19 protein-coding genes are annotated in these 20,099 nt (G+C 39.3%); 6 read left to right on the top strand and 13 right to left on the bottom strand.

Annotated features, from left to right (window positions below; translation table 11 throughout):
• Positions 1–100 precede the first annotated feature (100 nt).
• Together ftsZ and lpxC are read left to right on the top strand one after the other, a co-directional pair.
• Positions 101–1,336 (top strand): cell division protein FtsZ, encoded by a 1,236-nt coding sequence (ftsZ, locus tag ACGTJS_RS02655; RefSeq protein ID WP_315040609.1) that lies wholly within the window; start codon positions 101–103, stop codon positions 1,334–1,336.
• A gap of 163 nt (positions 1,337–1,499) precedes the next feature.
• The gene (lpxC, locus tag ACGTJS_RS02650; protein ID WP_410472735.1) at positions 1,500–2,399 is read left to right on the top strand and encodes a UDP-3-O-acyl-N-acetylglucosamine deacetylase; all 900 of its coding nucleotides are present in this window, start codon (positions 1,500–1,502) and stop codon (positions 2,397–2,399) included.
• Positions 2,400–2,757: 358 nt separating this feature from the next.
• Here lpxC and ACGTJS_RS02645 read toward each other — a convergent pair whose 3' ends face one another.
• On the bottom strand, positions 2,758–3,237 hold the full coding sequence (locus ACGTJS_RS02645) for a hypothetical protein (protein WP_410472734.1): 480 nt from the start codon (positions 3,235–3,237) through the stop codon (positions 2,758–2,760).
• Positions 3,238–3,382: 145 nt separating this feature from the next.
• On the opposite strand from ACGTJS_RS02645, the gene ACGTJS_RS02640 reads away from it, so the two are divergent.
• The gene (locus ACGTJS_RS02640; RefSeq protein ID WP_410472733.1) at positions 3,383–4,027 is read left to right on the top strand and encodes a M23 family metallopeptidase; all 645 of its coding nucleotides are present in this window, start codon (positions 3,383–3,385) and stop codon (positions 4,025–4,027) included.
• A 158-nt stretch (positions 4,028–4,185) separates the two neighbouring features.
• On the opposite strand, the gene ACGTJS_RS02635 is transcribed toward ACGTJS_RS02640, so the two are convergent.
• The 4 genes from ACGTJS_RS02635 to ACGTJS_RS02620 all read right to left on the bottom strand — a co-directional run bounded on the left by ACGTJS_RS02635 (position 4,186) and on the right by ACGTJS_RS02620 (position 7,574).
• Entirely contained in the window at positions 4,186–4,620 is a 435-nt protein-coding gene (locus ACGTJS_RS02635; RefSeq protein WP_315040612.1) for a roadblock/LC7 domain-containing protein, read from the bottom strand.
• Between the two features lie 36 nt (positions 4,621–4,656).
• On the bottom strand, positions 4,657–5,184 hold the full coding sequence (locus ACGTJS_RS02630) for a GTP-binding protein (protein WP_410472732.1): 528 nt from the start codon (positions 5,182–5,184) through the stop codon (positions 4,657–4,659).
• Positions 5,185–5,430: 246 nt separating this feature from the next.
• Positions 5,431–6,630, bottom strand: coding sequence for a hypothetical protein (locus ACGTJS_RS02625; protein WP_410472731.1), 1,200 nt, complete (start codon positions 6,628–6,630; stop codon positions 5,431–5,433).
• Between the two features lie 248 nt (positions 6,631–6,878).
• A complete protein-coding gene (locus ACGTJS_RS02620) occupies positions 6,879–7,574 on the bottom strand; it encodes a DUF4230 domain-containing protein (RefSeq protein WP_315040616.1) in 696 nt (231 codons plus the stop codon).
• A gap of 197 nt (positions 7,575–7,771) precedes the next feature.
• Here ACGTJS_RS02620 and ACGTJS_RS02615 point away from each other — a divergent pair, with 197 nt between their 5' ends.
• Positions 7,772–9,517 (top strand): proline--tRNA ligase, encoded by a 1,746-nt coding sequence (locus tag ACGTJS_RS02615; RefSeq protein WP_410472730.1) that lies wholly within the window; start codon positions 7,772–7,774, stop codon positions 9,515–9,517.
• Between the two features lie 191 nt (positions 9,518–9,708).
• Here the strand turns inward: ACGTJS_RS02615 and ACGTJS_RS02610 are convergent, their stop codons facing one another.
• From ACGTJS_RS02610 to ACGTJS_RS02595, 4 genes are all read right to left on the bottom strand, one after another.
• Positions 9,709–11,265 carry a TerC family protein gene (locus ACGTJS_RS02610; protein WP_315040620.1) on the bottom strand — a complete coding sequence of 519 codons (1,557 nt, stop codon included), beginning with the start codon at positions 11,263–11,265 and terminating at the stop codon, positions 9,709–9,711.
• 144 nt (positions 11,266–11,409) lie between these two features.
• Entirely contained in the window at positions 11,410–12,708 is a 1,299-nt protein-coding gene (hisD, locus tag ACGTJS_RS02605; RefSeq protein ID WP_410472729.1) for a histidinol dehydrogenase, read from the bottom strand.
• 48 nt (positions 12,709–12,756) lie between these two features.
• On the bottom strand, positions 12,757–13,020 hold the full coding sequence (locus ACGTJS_RS02600) for a hypothetical protein (protein WP_410472728.1): 264 nt from the start codon (positions 13,018–13,020) through the stop codon (positions 12,757–12,759).
• A gap of 146 nt (positions 13,021–13,166) precedes the next feature.
• Entirely contained in the window at positions 13,167–13,412 is a 246-nt protein-coding gene (locus ACGTJS_RS02595) for a type II toxin-antitoxin system Phd/YefM family antitoxin (RefSeq protein ID WP_410472727.1), read from the bottom strand.
• A gap of 142 nt (positions 13,413–13,554) precedes the next feature.
• Between ACGTJS_RS02595 and ACGTJS_RS02590 the strand changes: the two genes are divergently transcribed.
• Positions 13,555–14,406 carry a DMT family transporter gene (locus ACGTJS_RS02590; RefSeq protein WP_410472726.1) on the top strand — a complete coding sequence of 284 codons (852 nt, stop codon included), beginning with the start codon at positions 13,555–13,557 and terminating at the stop codon, positions 14,404–14,406.
• A gap of 76 nt (positions 14,407–14,482) precedes the next feature.
• Here the strand turns inward: ACGTJS_RS02590 and ACGTJS_RS02585 are convergent, their stop codons facing one another.
• From ACGTJS_RS02585 to dxs, 3 genes are all read right to left on the bottom strand, one after another.
• Positions 14,483–15,052 (bottom strand): YceI family protein, encoded by a 570-nt coding sequence (locus ACGTJS_RS02585; protein WP_410472725.1) that lies wholly within the window; start codon positions 15,050–15,052, stop codon positions 14,483–14,485.
• Positions 15,053–15,288: 236 nt separating this feature from the next.
• Positions 15,289–16,122, bottom strand: coding sequence for an inositol monophosphatase family protein (locus ACGTJS_RS02580; protein WP_315040629.1), 834 nt, complete (start codon positions 16,120–16,122; stop codon positions 15,289–15,291).
• 79 nt (positions 16,123–16,201) lie between these two features.
• A complete protein-coding gene (gene dxs / locus ACGTJS_RS02575; RefSeq protein ID WP_410472724.1) occupies positions 16,202–18,316 on the bottom strand; it encodes a 1-deoxy-D-xylulose-5-phosphate synthase in 2,115 nt (704 codons plus the stop codon).
• 219 nt (positions 18,317–18,535) lie between these two features.
• On the opposite strand from dxs, the gene ribA reads away from it, so the two are divergent.
• Positions 18,536–19,138, top strand: coding sequence for a GTP cyclohydrolase II (gene ribA, locus ACGTJS_RS02570; protein ID WP_410472722.1), 603 nt, complete (start codon positions 18,536–18,538; stop codon positions 19,136–19,138).
• A gap of 77 nt (positions 19,139–19,215) precedes the next feature.
• Here the strand turns inward: ribA and ACGTJS_RS02565 are convergent.
• Positions 19,216–20,035 (bottom strand): IS5 family transposase gene (locus ACGTJS_RS02565; protein ID WP_410471559.1). Its coding sequence is split into 2 segments (ribosomal slippage): positions 19,216–19,651 and positions 19,650–20,035, totalling 822 coding nucleotides; the frame shifts between segments, so codons are not numbered across the junction.
• Between the last annotated feature and the right edge of the window lie 64 nt (positions 20,036–20,099).

The raw sequence follows: 20,099 nt of genomic DNA, 5'->3' as shown, positions 1-20,099 counted from the left end.
TACGCAGATATTTTTTGAATTTTTGAATAATAACTTTAGTTAACAAAACTTAAGTTACCCAAATAGACACGCTAATTTAATTTTGCGGAGAAAGCGAAGTATGGAATTAAAGTACGGTATGGCGAATGAACAATTTGAAGAAAACAACGGTCAAGCCCGTTTAACGGTTATCGGTGTTGGTGGTGGCGGTGGTAATGCAGTAGAAACCATGGTGCAATCAGGCATTAAAAATATCACTTTTGTCTGTGCAAATACAGACAAACAAGCACTAGACCGTTTAACAACGCCTAACAAAATCCAATTGGGTATTTTAGGGGCAGGTGCGAACCCAGAAGTCGGACGTGAATCAGCCGAAAGCAATGAGCAACAAATTCGCCAAGTCGTTGAAAACTCTGATATGGTGTTTATTACCGCAGGTATGGGTGGTGGTACAGGAACAGGTGCAGCTCCTGTTGTGGCTCGTATTGCCAAAGAATTGGATAAACTAACCGTTGCAGTTGTAACCATGCCATTTACTTTTGAAGGAGGCAAACGTAACAAAGTCGCCAAAGAAGGTATTGAAAATTTATCAAACTTTGTTGATTCAATCATCACCATTCCAAACGATAAATTGATGAGTGTCTATGGCAAAATCTCTATGAAAGATGCCTTTAAAAAAGCCGATGAAGTGCTACTGCAAGCGGTGCAAGGTATCTCTAATATGATTCGTGATGACGGTTTTATTAACATTGACTTTAACGATATCAAAACGGCGATGACTTCACGTGGACATGCCATGATGGGGATTGGTAAAGCCAGTGGCGAAGACCGTGCCGAAGCTGCCGCTGAAAAAGCCATCAAAAGTCCACTATTGGATAATTTATTATTAAAAAATGCCAAAGGTTTGTTGGTCAATGTGGTAGCAAGCTCTGATTTCAACTTTGACGAACAAGAACGCATTACCCAAAAAGTACAAAGCCTTGTGGATATTGACGAAGCCAATATTTTCTATGGTGTGGTATTTGATGATGATTTGGGTGATGAAATTCAAGTAACTGTGGTAGCAACAGGTTTAACACTGGACACAGCACCCAAAGCACCAACGCCAAATCGTGCGAGCTTTGTGCCAGATGTTAATAGCCAAAGCCGTGTAGATGCAGGTACACATACCCCAGCATTGACAGCAGGATTGGCTCAACAGCAAGCCACACAGGTCGCTCCGCAACAACCATCTGTAATACAGCCAACTGTTACGCAAACTGCACAACCACAACAGACAGTAGCAGGTTCAACGCAACCACAACAACGCACAGGCAATAGTATTCAAGATTACTTACGCCGTCAGCAAAATAAATAATCAACATTATTTGATAAAAACCATCACATTGCGTGGTGGTTTTTTTTGAGCAAAAAAACTGATAGATTTTATCAAAAAAATAAACCAAATCTGACTTGTTATCTGCTAAAACAATGCTAAAATACATCAATTGTAACAAAATATTTATTACGGTACTTTAATGATGACTAGCATAATAGATAACGCTCAACAATGCACCATTGCCAATCCCATTAGCTTTGATGGCATTGGTTTGCATAGTGGCAAAACCGTGCATATGCGATTTTTGCCTGCACCGACTGACACAGGTATTCAGTTTATCCGCTCGGATTTGGCAGATGCGACACCGATTTTGGCACAGTTTGACCAAGTCAATGACACCTTGATGTCATCAAATCTGACGAATGACAAAAATCAACGTATCGGCACGGTAGAGCATTTGATGAGTGCGATTGCTTGCATGGGCATTGACAACCTTATCATTGAAGTGTCCGCCCCAGAAGTGCCGATTATGGATGGCAGTGCCATTGTATTTATTGAACAATTAGAAAAAGCAGGCATTTATCAGCAATCTGCTCCCAAAAAATTTATCCAAATTTTACAACCTGTAGAAGTCATTTACGAAGACAAAATCGCTCGGTTTAGCCCCTATGACGGCTTTTCGTTAGATTTTAAAATTGCATTTAATCACCCCGTATTTTTACCTGAGCATGACAGCATACATGTTGAATTTAATCAACAAAATTTTAAAAATGAAATCGCCAAAGCTCGTACTTTTGGCTTTTTAAAAGACATTGAATACCTAAAAAGTAACAATCTAGGACTGGGTGGCAGTATGGACAATGCCATCGTGGTAGATGATGAAAAAGTGTTAAATCCTGATGGTTTGCGTTTTGCCGATGAGTTTGTCCGTCATAAAGTTTTGGACGCAGTAGGGGATTTGTATTTGGGGGGACATCAGATTTTGGGGGCATTTTATGGCTACAAATCTGGACATATGTTGAATAATATGTTGTTAAAAAAAGTGCTTGCCAATGCCGAGAATTTTAAAATTGTAACAAAATATGACATAAATCACAAATAAATTGTTAAATAAAAACATAATATTTAATTAAAAAATATTAAAAATAAAACAAATAAACCGAATGTTGTGCAACATTTGCTATCAAACATTCGGTTTATTTTTTAATAAAATTAAACGAATAAAAATCTTTTTTGGGGAAGTTTGGTAAAAAAGCTATCTTGTTTTGTTAAGTTGCAGCATTGAAATTATAAAGGTTAGATTAATAAAGATATCTTTTTCATTTGGTTTTATCTTTGTTAAAATTTTTGGTTATTTTTTATAAAAGCATTTCAGTTTGTTGAAACAAGTAATTTTTTTGTAAAACTGGATAATAAAAGTTACATAACTTTACAATGTAACATCGAAAATTTTGCCGATTTTATTCGTCCAAAAGTTTTTGCAAGGCGTTGTGCAATGCTTTGTTATGGGTGACAAGTTCGGCAAGATGTGCTATATTTTGCTTCGTAGATTCACTCAATTCACGAGATGTTACAGAATTAACCGAATTTTTACATTGTAATTGTTGAACCATTGGATTTTTGACTTGATTGACTTGAAATTTTAGTTCATGAACACAATTAAATGCCGAATCAAATTGTTGCAGTGTTTGTAATAATGGTTTTTTACTGTAGTTGAGATGATTGGACAATGTTAAGTTATCCGTAACAATGACGAGCTTGTGGTCATCTTGATAAACCGCTTGCAAGGTTAAGATGGCTTCATCAGGCAATAAAGTTTGCCAAGCTAGGCGAATTTTTTGTGTCAGTTTTTTATAATATTCAACCTTTTTTTGAAAAGGTGTTTTTAAACTGGCATTTTGTTCATGACGTGGTGCAAGATAATTGACAGGTTTTTTCATAGATAATCCTAGTTGATATTTTGCAATTTTTTTTGTTTATTGTGATGTGAAATTTACCAATTTTGGTAAAGCATACACAACCTATTTTTAAACCAAATATACATTATTTTTTGATAAAAAGATAATGTTATAAGAGGAAAAATCAATGAAATTAGCTTTAACTGTACTTCCGTTTGTTGCATTAATGACTGCAGGTGTCGCTCACGCAGAGTATGATGATGGTGAAGAGTATTATGTTGGTGATATTACCAACAATATCCAAATTTTAAGCCAACAGGCACAGCAAAAAGAAGACCGTTTAGCGATTTTGGCACAAAAACTATCTAGCGATAATGTGATTACGATTACCAATGTGTATGCCGATAATGGCGCAATTGGTAATGGTTTATTGGCAGTGCGTCCGATTACATCAAAAGCGCGTATGTCATCGGGTTTTGGCTACCGTATTCACCCTGTAACTGGCAAACGCCAAATGCACACAGGTATGGACTTTGCGGCACCAATTGGCACGCCGATTTATGCAACAGGCAATGGCGTGGTAACGGTGTCTGGTTGGGGCAATGGTTACGGTCGTTATATTGAGATTGACCATGGCAATGGCGTAAAAACCCGCTATGCACACAACTCAGCAAACTTAGTCAATGTTGGCGATACCGTTTATGCCAATCAGCACATTGCCAATGTTGGTAATACAGGTCGTTCAACAGGAGCACATTTACATTATGAAGTGCGTATGAACGGTCAAGCGGTTAACCCACAAACTTATTTGGCATTAGCACCAGAGCGTTAATTTAGATTTTATTAAAACCAAATATATTAAAAAAATAATAGGGCTTATGTAATAAGCCCTTAAAAATTTACAAGATGTTTATATCGTGGGTTTGATATAACATAAAAAAGGCTTGATAATCATCAAGCCTTTTTTAATAGTTTTAACAAAGCATTGGATTAACCATGATGTGCTTTATCCAATTCAACTAAACTTTTAATTGCTTTGTTCATGCCGTGCATGATTTGTCCTAACAATACTTGTTGTTTTGTTACGACAATCACAATCATTGGTTGATGTTCGTTTGGCACGGCACTAATCATGATTTTACCGTTTTCTGCATCCAAAATCACTGAGCGACAGCCTGTTAATTGGGCTTCGCTGGTTAATGCTTGTACCAATGCCAAAATAGAGCTACCAACGGCTGATAGTTTGCCACCGTCATAGACTTTTTGAAAAATAGAGTTGACTTCAAAGCCATCGGTTGATGCCAGTAATACGCCATCAATACCACTGGTGGTATGTACCAATTCATGCAATACTTCGCTTGATAAAGCTACGAACTTATCGCTTGGTTTTACACGGCTTTCCATTTGGAATAGTTTATCATTCATATTGTTATCCGAAGTTAAGGTTTTCTAAAAATTGTATTAACTGCTAAGCTCTAATGAAGAAATAATGGTATCAACCAATAACAACACATCTTTACGTTTTCGCATATCAACTGGGAAAATGGGAAGATTTTTGTCATTTTTGCTTAACCAATCACGGTAAATCCCAAAATCCAATTCTGGTTTTTTGTCCACTTGGCTGACACCAATCACGATACGTCCATCATAGATTTTTGCAAAGGTTTCAAGGTAATTTGCCAAATCAGCAATCGGGTCGCTCGCAGAATGGTCAATTAGGATAATCACACCCAAAGCACCTTGTGATAAAATAGACCAGATAAAGTTAAAACGTTCTTGACCCGGTGTGCCGTACAGTCCGATACTCATACCACCTTCAAGGGTCAACTCACCGTAATCCATACCAACGGTGGTTAATGCTTTGGCATTGGTTTGTAAATCGGTGTTTTTTACCTCTGTAGATACCACAGGAATATCAGACAAGCTAGAGATAGCTTGAGTTTTACCAGCTCCCATCGGTCCACTAAAAACGATTTTTAAGCGTTGCATAATTTAGCCTTACAAATATGAGTTGATTTTTTGCAAAATGATAAAATCAAACGTAAAAATTATTACTATCATACACTAAAAATAAATTTTGTTCTATATTTATGATAAACATTGATAGCAATTTATTTAAAATTCTTATAAATAGAGATTAAGAACCTGTATTCACAACGTTTTTCATGCAAAAGCAAATAAATATTTATTTTTAAACTTGTGAAGTTTTACTGTGTAATGTTATGAATACAGGTTCTAAATACCCAGCTTGCTTCTTAAGCGTGACAAAAATCCTTTCATGCCACTATTTTCTTCTTTGGCTTGTTGTGGTAGTTCTGCTTTGATTTCTTGTTGCAAACTTGCGGTTGTCTGATTGGTCGGCATATGAGCGGTTTGCACAGGTGCAACTGTCTCAGGTGCTGGCATATCTTTGTGAAACTCTGCGACAGTTTTTTCTAGGCTATCATACACACTGTTGTCCATCACCCCTGATAAAATCAAGGCAATCACCATCACGGTAGCAACTTTTGCATCTACACCGCTTAATTGAATCACTTCTGCTAGGTTAACAGGGCGTGGTTCAAGGACGCATTGCACCTTTAAGGCGTTGTGGCGTTGGCTGTTATTTTCAGGTTTTACCCAACTTTTGATGTGATATTGGTTGGTGGCGTTGATAAATGGTTGATAATGTTTGGCATTTTTTAAGCCAAATTGCCAAAAAAATTGCACCAAATCTTGCGATTGGGCAGGGTTCAAATCGGTCGGATTGGCAACGTTTAATGTCCATTCTGAAGCGGTAAATTTTGGTTGAATTTGCCAAATACGTTGTTGTTTGGGCTGAATATATGCCAACAATGTGCCATTTTTATCATTCAAACTGAACAAATTGTCTTCTTTTTTGTATAAGCGATTTAAGATTTTGGCAAAGGCAATTGCAATGCTTTTATCAAAAGCCGTTGTGGCGGTGGTCGCTGTGTTTGCTAGTTGTGCTGTGTTTTGTGTTGGGTTGCTGTTAGGTTGATTTTGACGACTGGCGATAAGCTCATCTAGTGATTGGCGTTTTTGTGGTGCTATGTCGTTTTGTTGGGTTTTGGCTGGCGTTTGCCCTGATAAAAATTTTAAATTGGCGTATAACCAACGGTTTAACGGATCTAAATCTTTCATCGGTAAGGTTAATAGACTGCCTGTCAAATAGCCATTTTCTGCATCGGTGCGTGTGATATAAAGCACAGCCGCATCAGGCTTGGCAGAGATAAGGTGTTGTACGCTGTCGGCTTGTTGAAATTCGCTGTTAATCATAAACAGGTCAACAGCTTCATGATTGGCAGAGACCCATTCAAGGTCGGCTTCTAATCGCATGAGCAGACGTAAGTAGCCTTTTAGCATGACTTGGTCGGCAGGACGCACCGCCACCAAAGCAATTCGCAAAACTTTTTTGGTGTTATCGTTATTCATGGAATTTTCCTTTCAGGATAAAATATTGCAAAAAACATTACCAAAATTTATAGCCAGTTTTTAAGCAATAAATTTTAACAATATTTACACAAATTAAACAGGTTGAAAACCACCAAAAAATAACCTTTCATACCAAAATCAATCAGGATAAAATAGATTAACAATCCTTGTATTGCGTTTTGTTTTTTTTAACGATATACAAAATCGTTGGCAATATTTGTTAAACACAGTATCGTTGGCAATATTTGTTAAACACAGTTTTTTGGTGGTGTAACTTTGACGGTTACATTCGCATTTGCCAACGCAAACAAACTGGTGATTTGTTTTTGGGCGTTGTCGGTCGCAAGTTTGAGCATATCAGACTTGCAAGCAGTTACCAAAACTTGCTGTTTGCCTGAAGTTTGGGCTTGGCTAAAAATCTTTGGGTCAATGTCCACCATGCCAAACACGCCTGTTTGGATATCGTAGATTTCAATGTCGTCCAGATAGGTTTCAAACACTTGGGCTGGGGGTAGGGTAATGGTTACATTTTGTTGAACAGGGGCATCGCCTTTTGCCATCTCGTCAGTGATGGGCGATACTTGCACATTTTCAGGTTTGAGTTGGTTTAAATCAATCCCTGCTTGCACTCGCCCATGAGCGACAAACAAGCCTTTTTGTTCGTCTTGCCAAAGGGCGTACCAATTGCCCGCTTTTTGGGCGGTAATCACCGTATCTACATTATAAACAACGGTTTGCAAACGGTTTAAAGTTTGAATTTTACTAATCACGCCATCGGTGGTTAAAACATCAATTTTGGGTTTATTATTTTTTTGATAAGTGATAAAACCGATAACCATCGCACTGATAATGGCAAAGAAAAAAACCGACAGCCAAAAATAAAATTTTTGATTTTTGGCGACAGTGGGCGGTTTTTGCGTTTCTGTTGTTGGCGTATCGTTCATAAATATTCCTATTGTTTAACTTTATTTGATTTTTATGGTTTTATTTTAAACTTTTTTAATGATGATTTTTGTAAAAAACTGTTGTGATTATATATCTTGTGTTTGCTAAAAGTTTGATTGTCAAAAATCATGCAAAACGGTACAATAACCGATTATTTTTTTAATTTTTACCAAATTTTTCACAAAAAAGGTGCATTATGCGAGCCAGTCAATTTACATTTGCCACATTAAAAGAAGTTCCAAGCGATGCGGACGTGATTTCCGCCAAACTTATGCTAAGAGCAGGCTTAATCCGCAAGTCTGCGTCAGGATTGTATTCATGGTTGCCAATGGGTTTAAAAACTTTGCAAAAAGTAGAAAAAATCATTCGTGAAGAAATGAATGCCATTAACTGTCAAGAGTTGCTGATGCCTGTGGTGCAATCGGCGGAGCTGTGGCAAGAGTCGGGACGTTGGGAAGCGTACGGTCCAGAATTATTGCGTATTAAAGACCGCCATGACCGTGATTTTGTGCTTGGACCTACGCATGAAGAAGTGATTACTGACATTGCTCGCAATTTGTTAAAAAGTTATAAACAATTGCCTGTTAGTTATTATCAAGTGCAAACCAAATTCCGTGATGAAATCCGCCCACGTTTTGGCGTGATGCGTTCTCGTGAATTTATCATGAAAGATGCCTATTCGTTCCACATCGACCAGCCGTCTTTACAAAAAACCTATGACGATATGTATCGTGCCTACACCAATATCTTTACTCGTTTAGGCTTAGATTTTCGTGCGGTGCAAGCGGATACAGGCTCAATCGGTGGTTTTGCATCGCATGAGTTTCAAGTGCTTGCTAATAGCGGTGAAGATGACATCGTATTTTCGGATACGTCTGATTATGCGGCAAATATTGAACTTGCCGAAGCGGTTGCCGTTGGTGAACGAGCAACGCCAAGCCAAGAAAAAACAGACGTAAGCACGCCAAATATGCCAACGTGTGAACAAGTTGCCGAACATTTGGACCTGCCACTTTCACAAACAGTGAAAACCTTGATTGTAGAAGGTGTTGATGATGAAAATGGCAATCCGACTTTAGTTGCGTTAGTATTGCGTGGCGACCATACTTTAAACGAAGTCAAAGCCGAAAAATTACCACAAGTCAAAGCACCTTTAACGATGGCAAGCGAAGAAGCCATGAAAAACGCAGGTTTGTACAAAGGTTATATTGGCGTGTTTGATTTGAACATTCCTGTAATTGTGGATAAAAGTGCGGCAATTTTGGCGGATTTTGTTAGCGGTGCAAACAAGCCAGATTTTCACACCACAGGCGTAAACTGGGAACGTGATGCCCAAATTACCCAAGTTGCCGACATTCGCAACGTGGTGGAAGGCGACCCAAGCCCAGACGGACAAGGCAAACTGCAAATTAAACGTGGTATTGAAGTCGGTCATATTTTCCAATTAGGCGACAAATACGCCAAAGCCCTAAACTGTGCGGTGATGGGCGAGCAAGGCAAACCTGTGATTACCATGATGGGCTGTTACGGCATTGGCGTTACTCGTATTGTGGCGGCGGCGATTGAGCAAAATCACGATGACAACGGCATTATTTGGAAAACAAGTAGCACAGGCGAAAGCATTGCACCGTTTACTGTGGCGATTGTGCCGATGATTAAAGGCAAAATGAAAGACGCTGAAAATGATAAAGTCATGCAACTTGCCGAACAGTTGTACGCAGATTTAAAAACCAAAGGCGTTGATGCGTTAATTGACGACCGTGATGAGCGTGCAGGCGTGAAGTTTGCTGATTTGGAATTGGTCGGTATTCCGCACCGTATCGTGATTTCAGAAAAGAATATTGATGAAAATGGCGAAGTTACTTATGAATATGTCAATCGTCAAGATGGTGAAAAACAAATGTTAAAATTAGACGAAGTTTTGGCAAAAATTGGGGTGTGATTTTTGTTAAAAATGACAGTTAAAATTTAGCAAAAAAAGGGTGTATAAAAGTAAATTTTTACGCCCTTTTTTTATGAACCAACAAGAAAATTATGACAGCTGGGAAAATGTCACTGATGAATTTCGCAATTAAAAACCACCATAACTCTTAATACCTGCCGTTATTGCCAAAATTTTGAGAAATTCCAAAATTAGGCGATTTTTTCCACTTTTAATTTTAAAATACGAGATTGCGATGTTTCCAAAATGGTAAACAAAAACCCTTCAATTTCAAGCGTTTGATTGATTTCTGGCAAATCGGAAAACTGCGAAATCATATAGCCACCAATGGTAAATTGGTCAGCGTCAATCAGCAAATCAGGCTCATCAAGCTCAAGGCGTAACTGGTGCAAACTTGCCGTACCTTCTACCAGCCAATAATCATCTTGTTTGATGATTTCTGGGGTTTCGTCTTCGTCTGGGAACTCGCCTGCAATCGCTTCTAGCACGTCAAGCGGTGTTACCAAACCTGTAACTTGTCCATATTCATCAATTACCATTGCTAGGTTGCCTTTGGCATTTTTTAACATATTTAATAACTTTAAGTTATCAATCGTTTCAGAAACAAACACAGGTTGCTGTTTTGCCAATAATGGCTTAATTGCTTGTTCCAAATCGGCAACATCACGGTTTAACAAGTCCAAAATATCTTTGGCACGCACCACGCCAACTACTTTATCAATGCTGTCTTTGCACACAGGAAATAGGCTGTGTGGTGTGTCTAGCAGCTGATTGCGGATTTCTTCTCGACTGGCACTGATATTCACCCAAGAAATTTCGGTGCGTGGTGTCATAATCGTATGCACATCACGCTCGTTTAACGCAAGCACACCGCTAATCATATAGCGTTCTTCTTGGGCGAATGGCATACTATCAAGGTCAAAGGATTCGGCGTTATTTTCTGGAGTAATGGTGTTTTCTTGTTGGGTTTTGCCACCCATCAATTTTAAAATCGCATCGGCAGTTCTATCACGAATTGGGATTTGATTTTCGTATTTGGTGCGGTTGCGTTGGGCAAATTGGTTAAACGCTTCAATAAGAATTGAAAAACCAATCGCCGCATATAGATAACCTTTTGGAATATGAAAGCCTAATCCTTCAACAATTAAGCTAAAACCAATCATTAATAGGAAACTTAAGCACAAAATCACCACTGTTGGGTGTTTGCCGACAAAATCGGTTAAAGATTTTGCTGCTAAAACCATCACACCCATAGCGATAATTACCGCCGCCATCATGATTTCAAGATGTTTTATCATACCGACTGCGGTAATGACGGCATCAAATGAGAATACTGCGTCCAAAATCACAATTTGAGCGACCACCGCCATAAAACCTGCGTGAATTTGGCTTTCGCCTGTACGTTCAGGCTTGCCTTCTAGTCGTCCGTGCAGTTCGTGCGTGGCTTTAAACAGCAAGAAGACACCGCCGACAATCAAAATAATATCTCGCACCGACAAGCCAAAACTACCGTAGCTGAAGACAGGATCGGTTAAGGTGATGAGCCATGACATCATGGATAACAAAATTAGCCGCATGACAAGCGCAAGCCCAAGCCCTAAATTTCGGGCTTTGGCACGTTGTTCTGGTGGTAATTTGTTGGCTAAAATGGCAATAAAAACAAGGTTGTCAATACCCAAAACAATTTCAAGTACGACTAATGTGGCAAGTCCTAACCATGCAGATGGGTCGGTTAAAAGTTCTATCATAAGGGGTTTTTGTGGTAAGTTTTAGTAAAAAAGCTTAAAAAATAAATTATGCCCCACTACAATAACAAATCCCACAAAAAAATCAATCATTTTTTTGTGGGATTTTGTATTTTTATTAAAAATTATTAAATAAATAGTTAAAAATTACTGATTAATACGATAACGAGCCGACCGAGCATGGGCTTCTAAATTTTCTTCCATTGCCAAAATATCCGCTGTTTTGGCAAGGCTTTGACTGCCTTGTTCAGTGCAATAAATGATAGACGATTTCTTTTGAAAATCATACACACCAAGCGGTGAGCTAAACCGAGCCGTACCTGATGTTGGCAAAACGTGGTTTGGGCCAACACAATAATCGCCAATCGCTTCAGGGGTAAATCGCCCCATAAAAATCGCCCCTGCATGGCGAATATCTTGTGCCATATTCTCAGGGTCATTGACTGACAATTCCAAATGCTCTGGAGCAATTCGATTAATTACTTGAACGCCTTCGGCACGGTCTTTTACCAAAATCAATGCCCCACGATTGGCAATAGACGTTTTGGCAATCTCCGCTTTTGGCAAAATTGCTAAGGCGTTATTAATTTCGTTTTCCACATCTTTTAACAATTGTTCGCTCGTGGTAACAAAAATCGCCTGTGCCACCATGTCATGCTCCGCTTGCGATAATAAATCCATCGCAAGCCAATCCGCTCTATCTTCCGCCACGCCTTCGGCATAAACCAACACTTCAGATGGGCCTGCTATCATATCAATACCGACTTGCCCAAACACCGCACGTTTTGCCGCCGCCACATATTTGTTGCCCGGCCCTGTGATTTTATCCACTTGCGGAATGCTTGCCGTACCGTATGCCAAGCCCGCCACCGCTTGAGCCCCACCAATGGTAAACACTTTATCCACGCCTGCCAAATAGGTTGCCGCCAAAACAAGCGGATTTAATTCGCCATTTGGTGCAGGAACAACCATGACAATCTCACCCACGCCTGCGACTTTTGCAGGAATGGCATTCATCAGTACGCTAGACGGATAGCTTGCCAATCCCCCCGGCACATAAATGCCGACTTTATCAAGTGGCGTTACTTTTTGTCCCAAAGTATTGCCCAATTCATCAGTAAACATCCAACTGTCTTGCACTTGTTTTTGGTGAAAATTTTGGATACGTTTGGCAGATAATTCCAACGCAGATTTGACCGTATTATCCAAATTATCAAAGGCTTGTTTTAGCTCAACTTGGCTAATTTGTAACTCAGCAAAGGTTTCGGCAGGGTGATTGTCAAATTTTTGGGTCAATTGCAAAATCACTTCATCGCCACCTTGACGTACGTCAGCGATAATTTTATCCACCGTTGCTAACAATTGTGGGTCATTTACCGTTTCAAAGGCGAGTAAATCGGTTAGTTCTTGGTCAAAAGTTGGGTTTTGGCTATTTAAAATTCGCATCGCTTTTTCCTGTTAAAATGTAAAATTGTTGTTAAAATTTGAGAAAAATTAAACACGCACATCAATGACAAACGGTTTATTATATTGCAAAATCAAATTGTCCGCTGTGAAAAATTGCAGTTTTTCTCGTTCGGCTTGTACCAAAAGTAGGCGGTCAAATGGGTCGTTGTGAATGCGTTCCATATTTTTGACCGCAAGCGTATATCCTAGTTTAGTATCCAACATACGAAATTCCAAACGGATTAATTCATCAGCGATTTGTTGTGGGTCGTAGTCAAAATTTGGCTTACCAAGATTGTATTTGATAGACATTTCTCAAATGCTTGCTATACTAAAATAAAGTTGATTATTTTCGTCAAGTAATATTTTAACATTTGTTGGCAAAATATTGTCAGTATTACCTTTCAAAAACCACCACAAAATATGCGTATCTAACAAAAAATGGGTTGATAAAGCAGTCAAATCATATCCCCTGCAAACATTTTTTCAATTTTATCGTTGAGTACGTTATCAAAATCATCAGGGATTTTGATTTGATTTTTCAAAGTTCCCATTTGACGTTTACTCACTTGTTGCTCAATCGGCATTACTTGTACTTGTGGCTTGCCATAACGTTTGACTTCATCAACAATTGCCGATAAATGCATTTTGGCTTCGTGCATATTCACCACAGGAATATTGCTATCTAGCGTGATATATGACATAATTTTATCCTTTTTAAACGACTTAAACATAAACTTAGCTAACTTAAGTTAGTTTAAAAATTTATCCAACACTTGTCAAATAAAATTCCAATCCCATAAAAATTTTAACCAAATTATAAAAAAATAAAAACCGAGAAAAACCATGTGGTACATGATTATCGCTTTATTCATTTGGGCAAGCTCTTTTACCGTTGGTAAAATGGCTTACACAGCATTTGACCCTGTGATGACGGTGCAATTACGCTTACTGATTGCAAGTTTATTTGTGTTGCCAATTTTTATCAAAACTTATTTTAAACTTGAAAAAAAGTTAAAAATTCGTCTGTTTTACTTAGCGATTTTAAATTTTCCGATTGCGTTATTATTACAATTTATCGGTTTAAAATACACATCTGCGTCCAGTGCCGTTACCATTGTTGGGGCTGAGCCGTTGTTTATGCTGATTATCGGTTCGCTGTTTTTTGCCCAAAAAAATCATTGGTACGATTGGGCGTTGGGCGTGTTGGCGTTTATTGGGATTTTGTTGTTGGTGATTGGCGGTAATTCGGACGGTACAGTGAGCGTATTTGGTTCAGCTTTGGTGGTGTTGGCTGAGCTTTCGTTCGTGTTTTCCATATTTTTTGGCAAAAATATTATGCAACAAATGGACGCTAGCACCTATACATCAGCGATTTTGACACTTGGGGCGATAACTTGTTTGCCGTTTACACTTGTGTTAAACCAAAATTGGCAAATGCCGACCGATTGGCAACCGATTGGAGCGGTGCTTTATCTTGGCGTGGCGTGCAGTTGGCTTGCCTATTGGCTGTTTAACAAAGGGCTGCAACACACGCCGACCAAAGTATCCGCCATGTTAATTCCGCTTGAGCCTGTGCTTGGCGTGCTGTGTGCGATGGTGGCGTTGGGCGAGCGAATGAGTTTTTTAACAGGATTTGGCGTGGTGTTGGTGATAATTGCTACCGTTAGCAGTGCAATTTTACACAGTCGCCAATAAAAAATACGAAAAAAAGAAAAGCTGGCTTTCACCAACTTTTCTTTTTAATCATTTTTAATTTGGCTTAACAAACAAATTATTTTTTGTACGCTTCAATTTGAATGTTTAATTTGACATCACGCATACTTTTTAAGTCAGTATATTTGTCCATGCCCCATTTGGTGCGGTCAATCGTGGTTTCAAAATCGCCACCACAAGATTGAGCTTTTAACATTGGGTTGTCATAGCAGTTAAATTTGGCCGCTGTCAAAGTTACAGGATTGGTTTTGCCAAGTAGGGTCAATTCGCCATCAATTTTGCTTGGTTTGCCATCTTTAAAATGCCATTTGGTTGATTTAAAATACGCTGTTGGGTATTTTTTGGCATTAAAAAAGTCTTCTGATTTTAAATGTTCGTTAAATGCCTTGATACCTGTGTCAAGGCTTGCAACTGGAATGGTTACGCCAACAAAGCCTGTTTGGGCTTTGGCATCATAGTCCACTTGACCTGTCAAACCGTAAAACGCACCGTGATTGGTTGATGTGCCCATGTGGTCAATCGCAAAGCGTGCAGCGGTGTGGTTTTCGTCAATGGTGTAAGTTTCGGCAGTTGCGGTAACTGCGGTCAAAGCTAAAATGCTGGCAGTTGCAAGGGTGGTTAATTTCATGATGATTCCTATAGAAAAAAATTCAAAATTTTTGAAAAAATAATGTTAAATTAATTTTAACAATTAATATTTAATATTAATTTTTTCAAATCAATGCAATGATGATAACACAAAATGACATTCTTTTTGTAACAATTATTTATTAAAATGTAATGATAGACACAAATATGCACAAAAAAAACGCCTTAATGTGTGGTAAGGCGTTTTTTTTCAAAGCTTACTCAATTAATAATCAATTAACTTTTTACTGCATCACCCCACAAAGGCACAACGGTTTGTATTAACGGTTTTAACAATTTGACATTACACGCAAAAATTGAACCTGTATCCATGGCGTTATGAGCACCAGACGCATCAACCACCGTACCACGAGCCTCGCTGACAATCAACTCACCTGCACAGATGTCCCAAGGTTTGATAGACATTTCAAAATAGCCATCAACACGACCGCACGCCACATACGCCAAATCAAGGGCTGCCGAACCTAAACGGCGAACTTGACCGCCTTTTTCACAAATCGCTTGTAGCGTGGCGAAATGTTCTTTTGCGTACGAATGCACACCGTCCGCACGGTTGCGTTCTAGTGGGTGTCCTGTGGTAAAAAATCCGCCGTCAATGGTTTTGTGTTCGCTCACGTTGATACGGCGTTGGTTAAGCCTTGCCCCTTTGCCACGACTTGCCGAAAAGGTTTCATCACGTACAGGGTCATAAATAACAGCGTGTTCGGTTACGCCATTCTTTTGCACGCCAATTGATACACAAAAGTGCGGTAATCCATGAACAAAATTGTGCGTGCCGTCTAGTGGGTCAATCACCCAACACCAGTCCGCATCGTTGCCTTTGCCTTCTTGCAAGCCAAATTCTTCACCCAAAAACGAATGATTTGGATAGCTTTCTTTTAAAGTGGCAATCAGCAATTCTTCGCTATAACGGTCAATTTGCGTTACCAAACCGTCCAAGCCTTTGCTTTCAATGTTTAATTCAATTTTATGACGGTTTAAATGAGCGTTTAAAATCTCATTGCCTACTTTTTGTGCAGCGCGTGCTGCCATGACGACCATTGGTTCCATAATTGACCCTTGCGAATTGTTAAAAAGAAGTTGTTAAAATGTTAAAAAATTATTTGGCAAAAAATATTTTACCAATAAATCACAAAATTTGTTGAATTTTTTGCACCACGCCTGCCACGTCTAGCCCACAATAAGTCAACTGTTGTTGATGACTTGCGTGTGGAATAAAGCTGTCTGCAATGCCAATGTTCAGCACACTTGGTAATGCTTGGCGGTTTGTTACCGTTTTTGCTAAAATGTATTCATTGACCGCACTGCCTGCACCGCCCATGATTTGATGTTCTTCAAGGGTGATGATTTGATAATTATTTTCAAGTAATTCATCAAGCAGTTCGTTATCAATCGGTTTAGCAAATCGCATATTATAAACTGAAAATTGGATTTTGGGGAAATTTTCTGCTAAATTTTCACACGCATCAACAGACGTTTTTACCATAGAGCCAAATGCCAATAACGCCACTTTTTTATCGGTTTTATTAACATTTTGATTATTAACGGTTTTTTCTAAAACTGCTTTACCAATCGGATAATTTTCAGTCAAATTTTTATCAATTGCCACGCCCAAACCATTGCCCCTAGGATAACGCACCGCTGTTGTGCCTTGATATTGGTAGCAAGTTTTTAGCAGATGATAGCATTCGTTTTCGTCTTTTGGACAGGCAATCACCATGTTCGGCACTGTCCGCATAAAGGCAATGTCAAACACGCCTGCATGGGTCGCACCATCTTCACCGACCAAGCCCGCACGGTCAATGGCAAAGGTAACGTCAAGGTTTTGCAAGGCGACATCGTGAATCAGTTGGTCGTAGCCACGTTGTAAAAAGGTGGAATAAATCGCCACAATCGGCTTTACGCCTTGCGTTGCCATACCGCCAGCGAGCGTTACAGCGTGCTGTTCGGCAATCGCCACATCAAAATATTGTTTGGGAAATTGTTTGGCAAATTCCACCATACCAGAGCCTTCCGCCATTGCAGGGGTGATTGCCATTAAATTTTTGTCAAAATTTGCGGTATCGCAGATAAATTCGCCAAATACTTGTGAATATTTTTTAACAACTTTTGTTGGTTTATTTTCATCAGTTTTTGTTGATTGTTTGGGTAATTTGCTAATCGCATGATAAGTAATTGGGTTGCTTTCTGCAGGTAAAAAACCTTTGCCTTTGACCGTATGCACATGAACCAACACCGCACCGTTAAGCTGTTTAACACGTTCAAACACTTGTGCCAATTTTGCCACGTCATGCCCATCAAACGGCCCAAAATATTGAAAACCAATCGCTTTAAATAAATTTTCTGGAAACATATTATCAGCAATTTTGTTGGCGATTTTTTCAGGCAAACGCTCTAATTGTGCAGGAGTTGGCAAGCCTTGTTCGGCAATTTTTTCGCTAATTTTTTTTGGAATTTTTACGCTTAAATCATCAAACACTTCATTCGCCATGTGTAGATAATGGCGGATACGTCTATCATCGCTAGCAATCGTGCGTTTGGTGATAATCGGCTTGCCGTCTTTGTCAATATCCACCGCCAAGCCACGTTGCCAAAGAGTTGCCAAATGCTTGGAAAAACCGCCTGTCGCCTGTGAAATGGACATATCATTGTCATTTAACACCACGATAATATCAGCGTTTTGTTGCACTGCATCATTCATCGCTTCAAACGCCATACCACCTGTCATCGCACCATCGCCCACCACCGCAATGGCTTTATGTTTTTTGCCCAAATGACGCATGGCAAGCGACATACCCACGCCTGCCGAAATCGCTGTGGACGAATGCCCCACGCCAAAGGTGTCAAATTCGCTCTCGCCACGCTCTGGAAAGGCGGTCAAGCCGTTTTGACTGCGAATACTCGTCAAACGCTCTCGTCTGCCTGTCAAAATCTTGTGCGGATAGGCTTGATGTCCCACGTCCCACACTAACTGGTCGTGCGGTGTGTTAAAAATATAATGTAACGCAATCGTCAGCTCAACCACGCCCAAGTTTGAGCCAAAATGACCGCCACTCACGCCCACCGAATACAGCAAAAACTCACGCAATTCATCGGCAAGCGTGCGAAGTTGCTCGGTGCTAAATTTTTTTAAATCATCTGGGCAATCAATCGCATCTAATAACGGTGTAACAGGGCGTTGAACAGGCATTTGTTCAAAATTTTTTTGCAAATGGGTAACGGCTTTTTTGGCTGGCTTTAACATAATTGGCTAACTTTTCACATCAAAATATAAAATCAAAAAGATTGCACATCATAACATTTTTTTGGGGGGACAAACAGACTAAAGCCCCTGTTTGTTTGTGGAAAAATGGTGAAAAATGTGTCTTTTTGCTAAAAATTTTGCAAAGCCTTGTTTTTTGGCTTGATTTTGGCAAAAACAAGACTTATAAAGAGCCAAATAACAAAAAAACAGGTATCTTAAGTGTCTTATCAATTTATCAGTCAAGCCAAATTACCGACCGCTCACGGATTATTTGACATTCATGTCTTTGAAAATGCAGAAAAACAAGAACACGTTTTGTTAAGTGTTGGTTTACCAATCAATCAAGAAAATACGGACAAAATTCCACTAATTCGCATTCATTCCGAATGTTTAACAGGCGATGCGTTCAGTTCGCTAAAGTGCGACTGTAGCCCGCAACTCAACGCCACTATGCAAATGATACAAGAATACGGCTGTGGGGCGATTTTGTATTTACGTCAAGAAGGGCGTGGCATTGGTTTGGTAAACAAAATCCGTGCGTATGCTTTGCAAGACCAAGGGCATGATACGTTAGAAGCGAACCTTTTGCTTGGCTTGCCTGCCGATGCTCGCACTTATGAAATGTGCAAGCCAATGCTTGACCATGTGGGCGTGTCAAAGGTGAAAATTTTGACCAATAATCCGAATAAAGTCAGTTATTTAGAAGATTTGGGATTTGAGATTGTGGAGCGTGTGCCGTTGTTGGTGGGTGTGAATGCGTTTAACAAAGATTATTTGCAAACCAAAAAAGATAAAATGGGGCATTTGATTGGTGTTGAGTAATTTTATTTCTACTCGGTTTTACAAAACAAAAAACCCAAACATCAATTGTTTGGGTTTTTATTAGACCTCTTTCCAAACTAACCCAACTCGAAATTATAAATGGCACAAATCAAATTAACCCTTAAGCCAAAGCGTTTTCTGCGATTACGATAACGACAGGCTAGGATTTTAAAACGTTTGATTTTGCCGATAACATGTTCATTGGTTACCCGTTCAGAAGCTAATTCTCGATTGGCTTGTTTGTCAACTTTAGATAGTGGATTAAGCTTGGTTTTCTTTTTTGGGAATTTGCTATTGGCATGGTGTTTGTGTATGCCTTGATAGCCCGAATCTACTTGGATTAAGATACTAGGCTTTATACGCATTTTTGAGTATTGGTAAAGTTTAAAGTCATGGGTTTTACCTTTGCTAAAATGGGTACAAAGTATTTTTTTGCTGTTTTTATCGACAACGATTTGTGCTTTTAAGGTGTGGTGTTTCTTTTTACCTGAGTATTGCCTGCGTTGCTTTTTTGGGTCGCTCACAAGGTACTTCGGTTGCGTCTATCAGTACGGTTTCAAGGTTTGGGTCTTGCCATAAAGCCTTTTTGCTAGGTAGGGCAAAGTCTTTGTGGGCTATCAGTATGCTTTCTACCCATTTGATGGTTTTACAGACAGCACTTTCACTGATACCAAAGTCTTGCCCTAGGTGAAATTGGGTGCGATATTCTCGGTAGTAACTCAAAGTCAGCATGAGCTTGTTTTCTAGGCTGATTTCATTTTTCCTGCCACCTTTTTTGTGTTGTTCGTTGTATGCTTCTTGTAGTATGGTGAGCATATGAGTATAGGTACTTCTTTGGATGCCAAAGTAGCGTTTAAATTGTGCGTCACTGAGTTTTTCTGCTTGTTCGGGTATCATGCTTTTGCTGTTTTTTCTAAAAATCAGTATTATACCAAATCACTATTAAGGTTTGGAAAGAGGT

This window comes from Faucicola mancuniensis, from assembly GCF_046523945.1.
GTDB classification, from domain to species: Bacteria; Pseudomonadota; Gammaproteobacteria; order Pseudomonadales; family Moraxellaceae; genus Faucicola; species Faucicola mancuniensis.
The sequence above is the reverse complement of the archived record's forward strand: the minus strand, read 5'-3'. Positions and strand labels throughout refer to the sequence as shown.

Excerpts from the sequence above, each read along its gene's own strand:
- ACGTJS_RS02585 (WP_410472725.1), bottom strand. The coding sequence starts at position 15,052 with ATGAAATTAACCACCCTTGCAACTGCCAGCATTTTAGCTTTGACCGCA.
- ACGTJS_RS02645 (WP_410472734.1), bottom strand. The coding sequence starts at position 3,237 with ATGAAAAAACCTGTCAATTATCTTGCACCACGTCATGAACAAAATGCC.
- ACGTJS_RS02580 (WP_315040629.1), bottom strand. The coding sequence starts at position 16,122 with ATGGAACCAATGGTCGTCATGGCAGCACGCGCTGCACAAAAAGTAGGC.
- lpxC (WP_410472735.1), top strand. The coding sequence starts at position 1,500 with ATGACTAGCATAATAGATAACGCTCAACAATGCACCATTGCCAATCCC.
- hisD (WP_410472729.1), bottom strand. The coding sequence starts at position 12,708 with ATGCGAATTTTAAATAGCCAAAACCCAACTTTTGACCAAGAACTAACC.
- ACGTJS_RS02610 (WP_315040620.1), bottom strand. The coding sequence starts at position 11,265 with ATGATAGAACTTTTAACCGACCCATCTGCATGGTTAGGACTTGCCACA.
- ftsZ (WP_315040609.1), top strand. The coding sequence starts at position 101 with ATGGAATTAAAGTACGGTATGGCGAATGAACAATTTGAAGAAAACAAC.
- ACGTJS_RS02590 (WP_410472726.1), top strand. The coding sequence starts at position 13,555 with ATGTGGTACATGATTATCGCTTTATTCATTTGGGCAAGCTCTTTTACC.
- ACGTJS_RS02620 (WP_315040616.1), bottom strand. The coding sequence starts at position 7,574 with ATGAACGATACGCCAACAACAGAAACGCAAAAACCGCCCACTGTCGCC.
- ACGTJS_RS02625 (WP_410472731.1), bottom strand. The coding sequence starts at position 6,630 with ATGAATAACGATAACACCAAAAAAGTTTTGCGAATTGCTTTGGTGGCG.
- ACGTJS_RS02630 (WP_410472732.1), bottom strand. The coding sequence starts at position 5,184 with ATGCAACGCTTAAAAATCGTTTTTAGTGGACCGATGGGAGCTGGTAAA.
- ACGTJS_RS02635 (WP_315040612.1), bottom strand. The coding sequence starts at position 4,620 with ATGAATGATAAACTATTCCAAATGGAAAGCCGTGTAAAACCAAGCGAT.
- ACGTJS_RS02595 (WP_410472727.1), bottom strand. The coding sequence starts at position 13,412 with ATGTCATATATCACGCTAGATAGCAATATTCCTGTGGTGAATATGCAC.
- ACGTJS_RS02640 (WP_410472733.1), top strand. The coding sequence starts at position 3,383 with ATGAAATTAGCTTTAACTGTACTTCCGTTTGTTGCATTAATGACTGCA.
- ACGTJS_RS02600 (WP_410472728.1), bottom strand. The coding sequence starts at position 13,020 with ATGTCTATCAAATACAATCTTGGTAAGCCAAATTTTGACTACGACCCA.
- ACGTJS_RS02615 (WP_410472730.1), top strand. The coding sequence starts at position 7,772 with ATGCGAGCCAGTCAATTTACATTTGCCACATTAAAAGAAGTTCCAAGC.
- dxs (WP_410472724.1), bottom strand. The coding sequence starts at position 18,316 with ATGTTAAAGCCAGCCAAAAAAGCCGTTACCCATTTGCAAAAAAATTTT.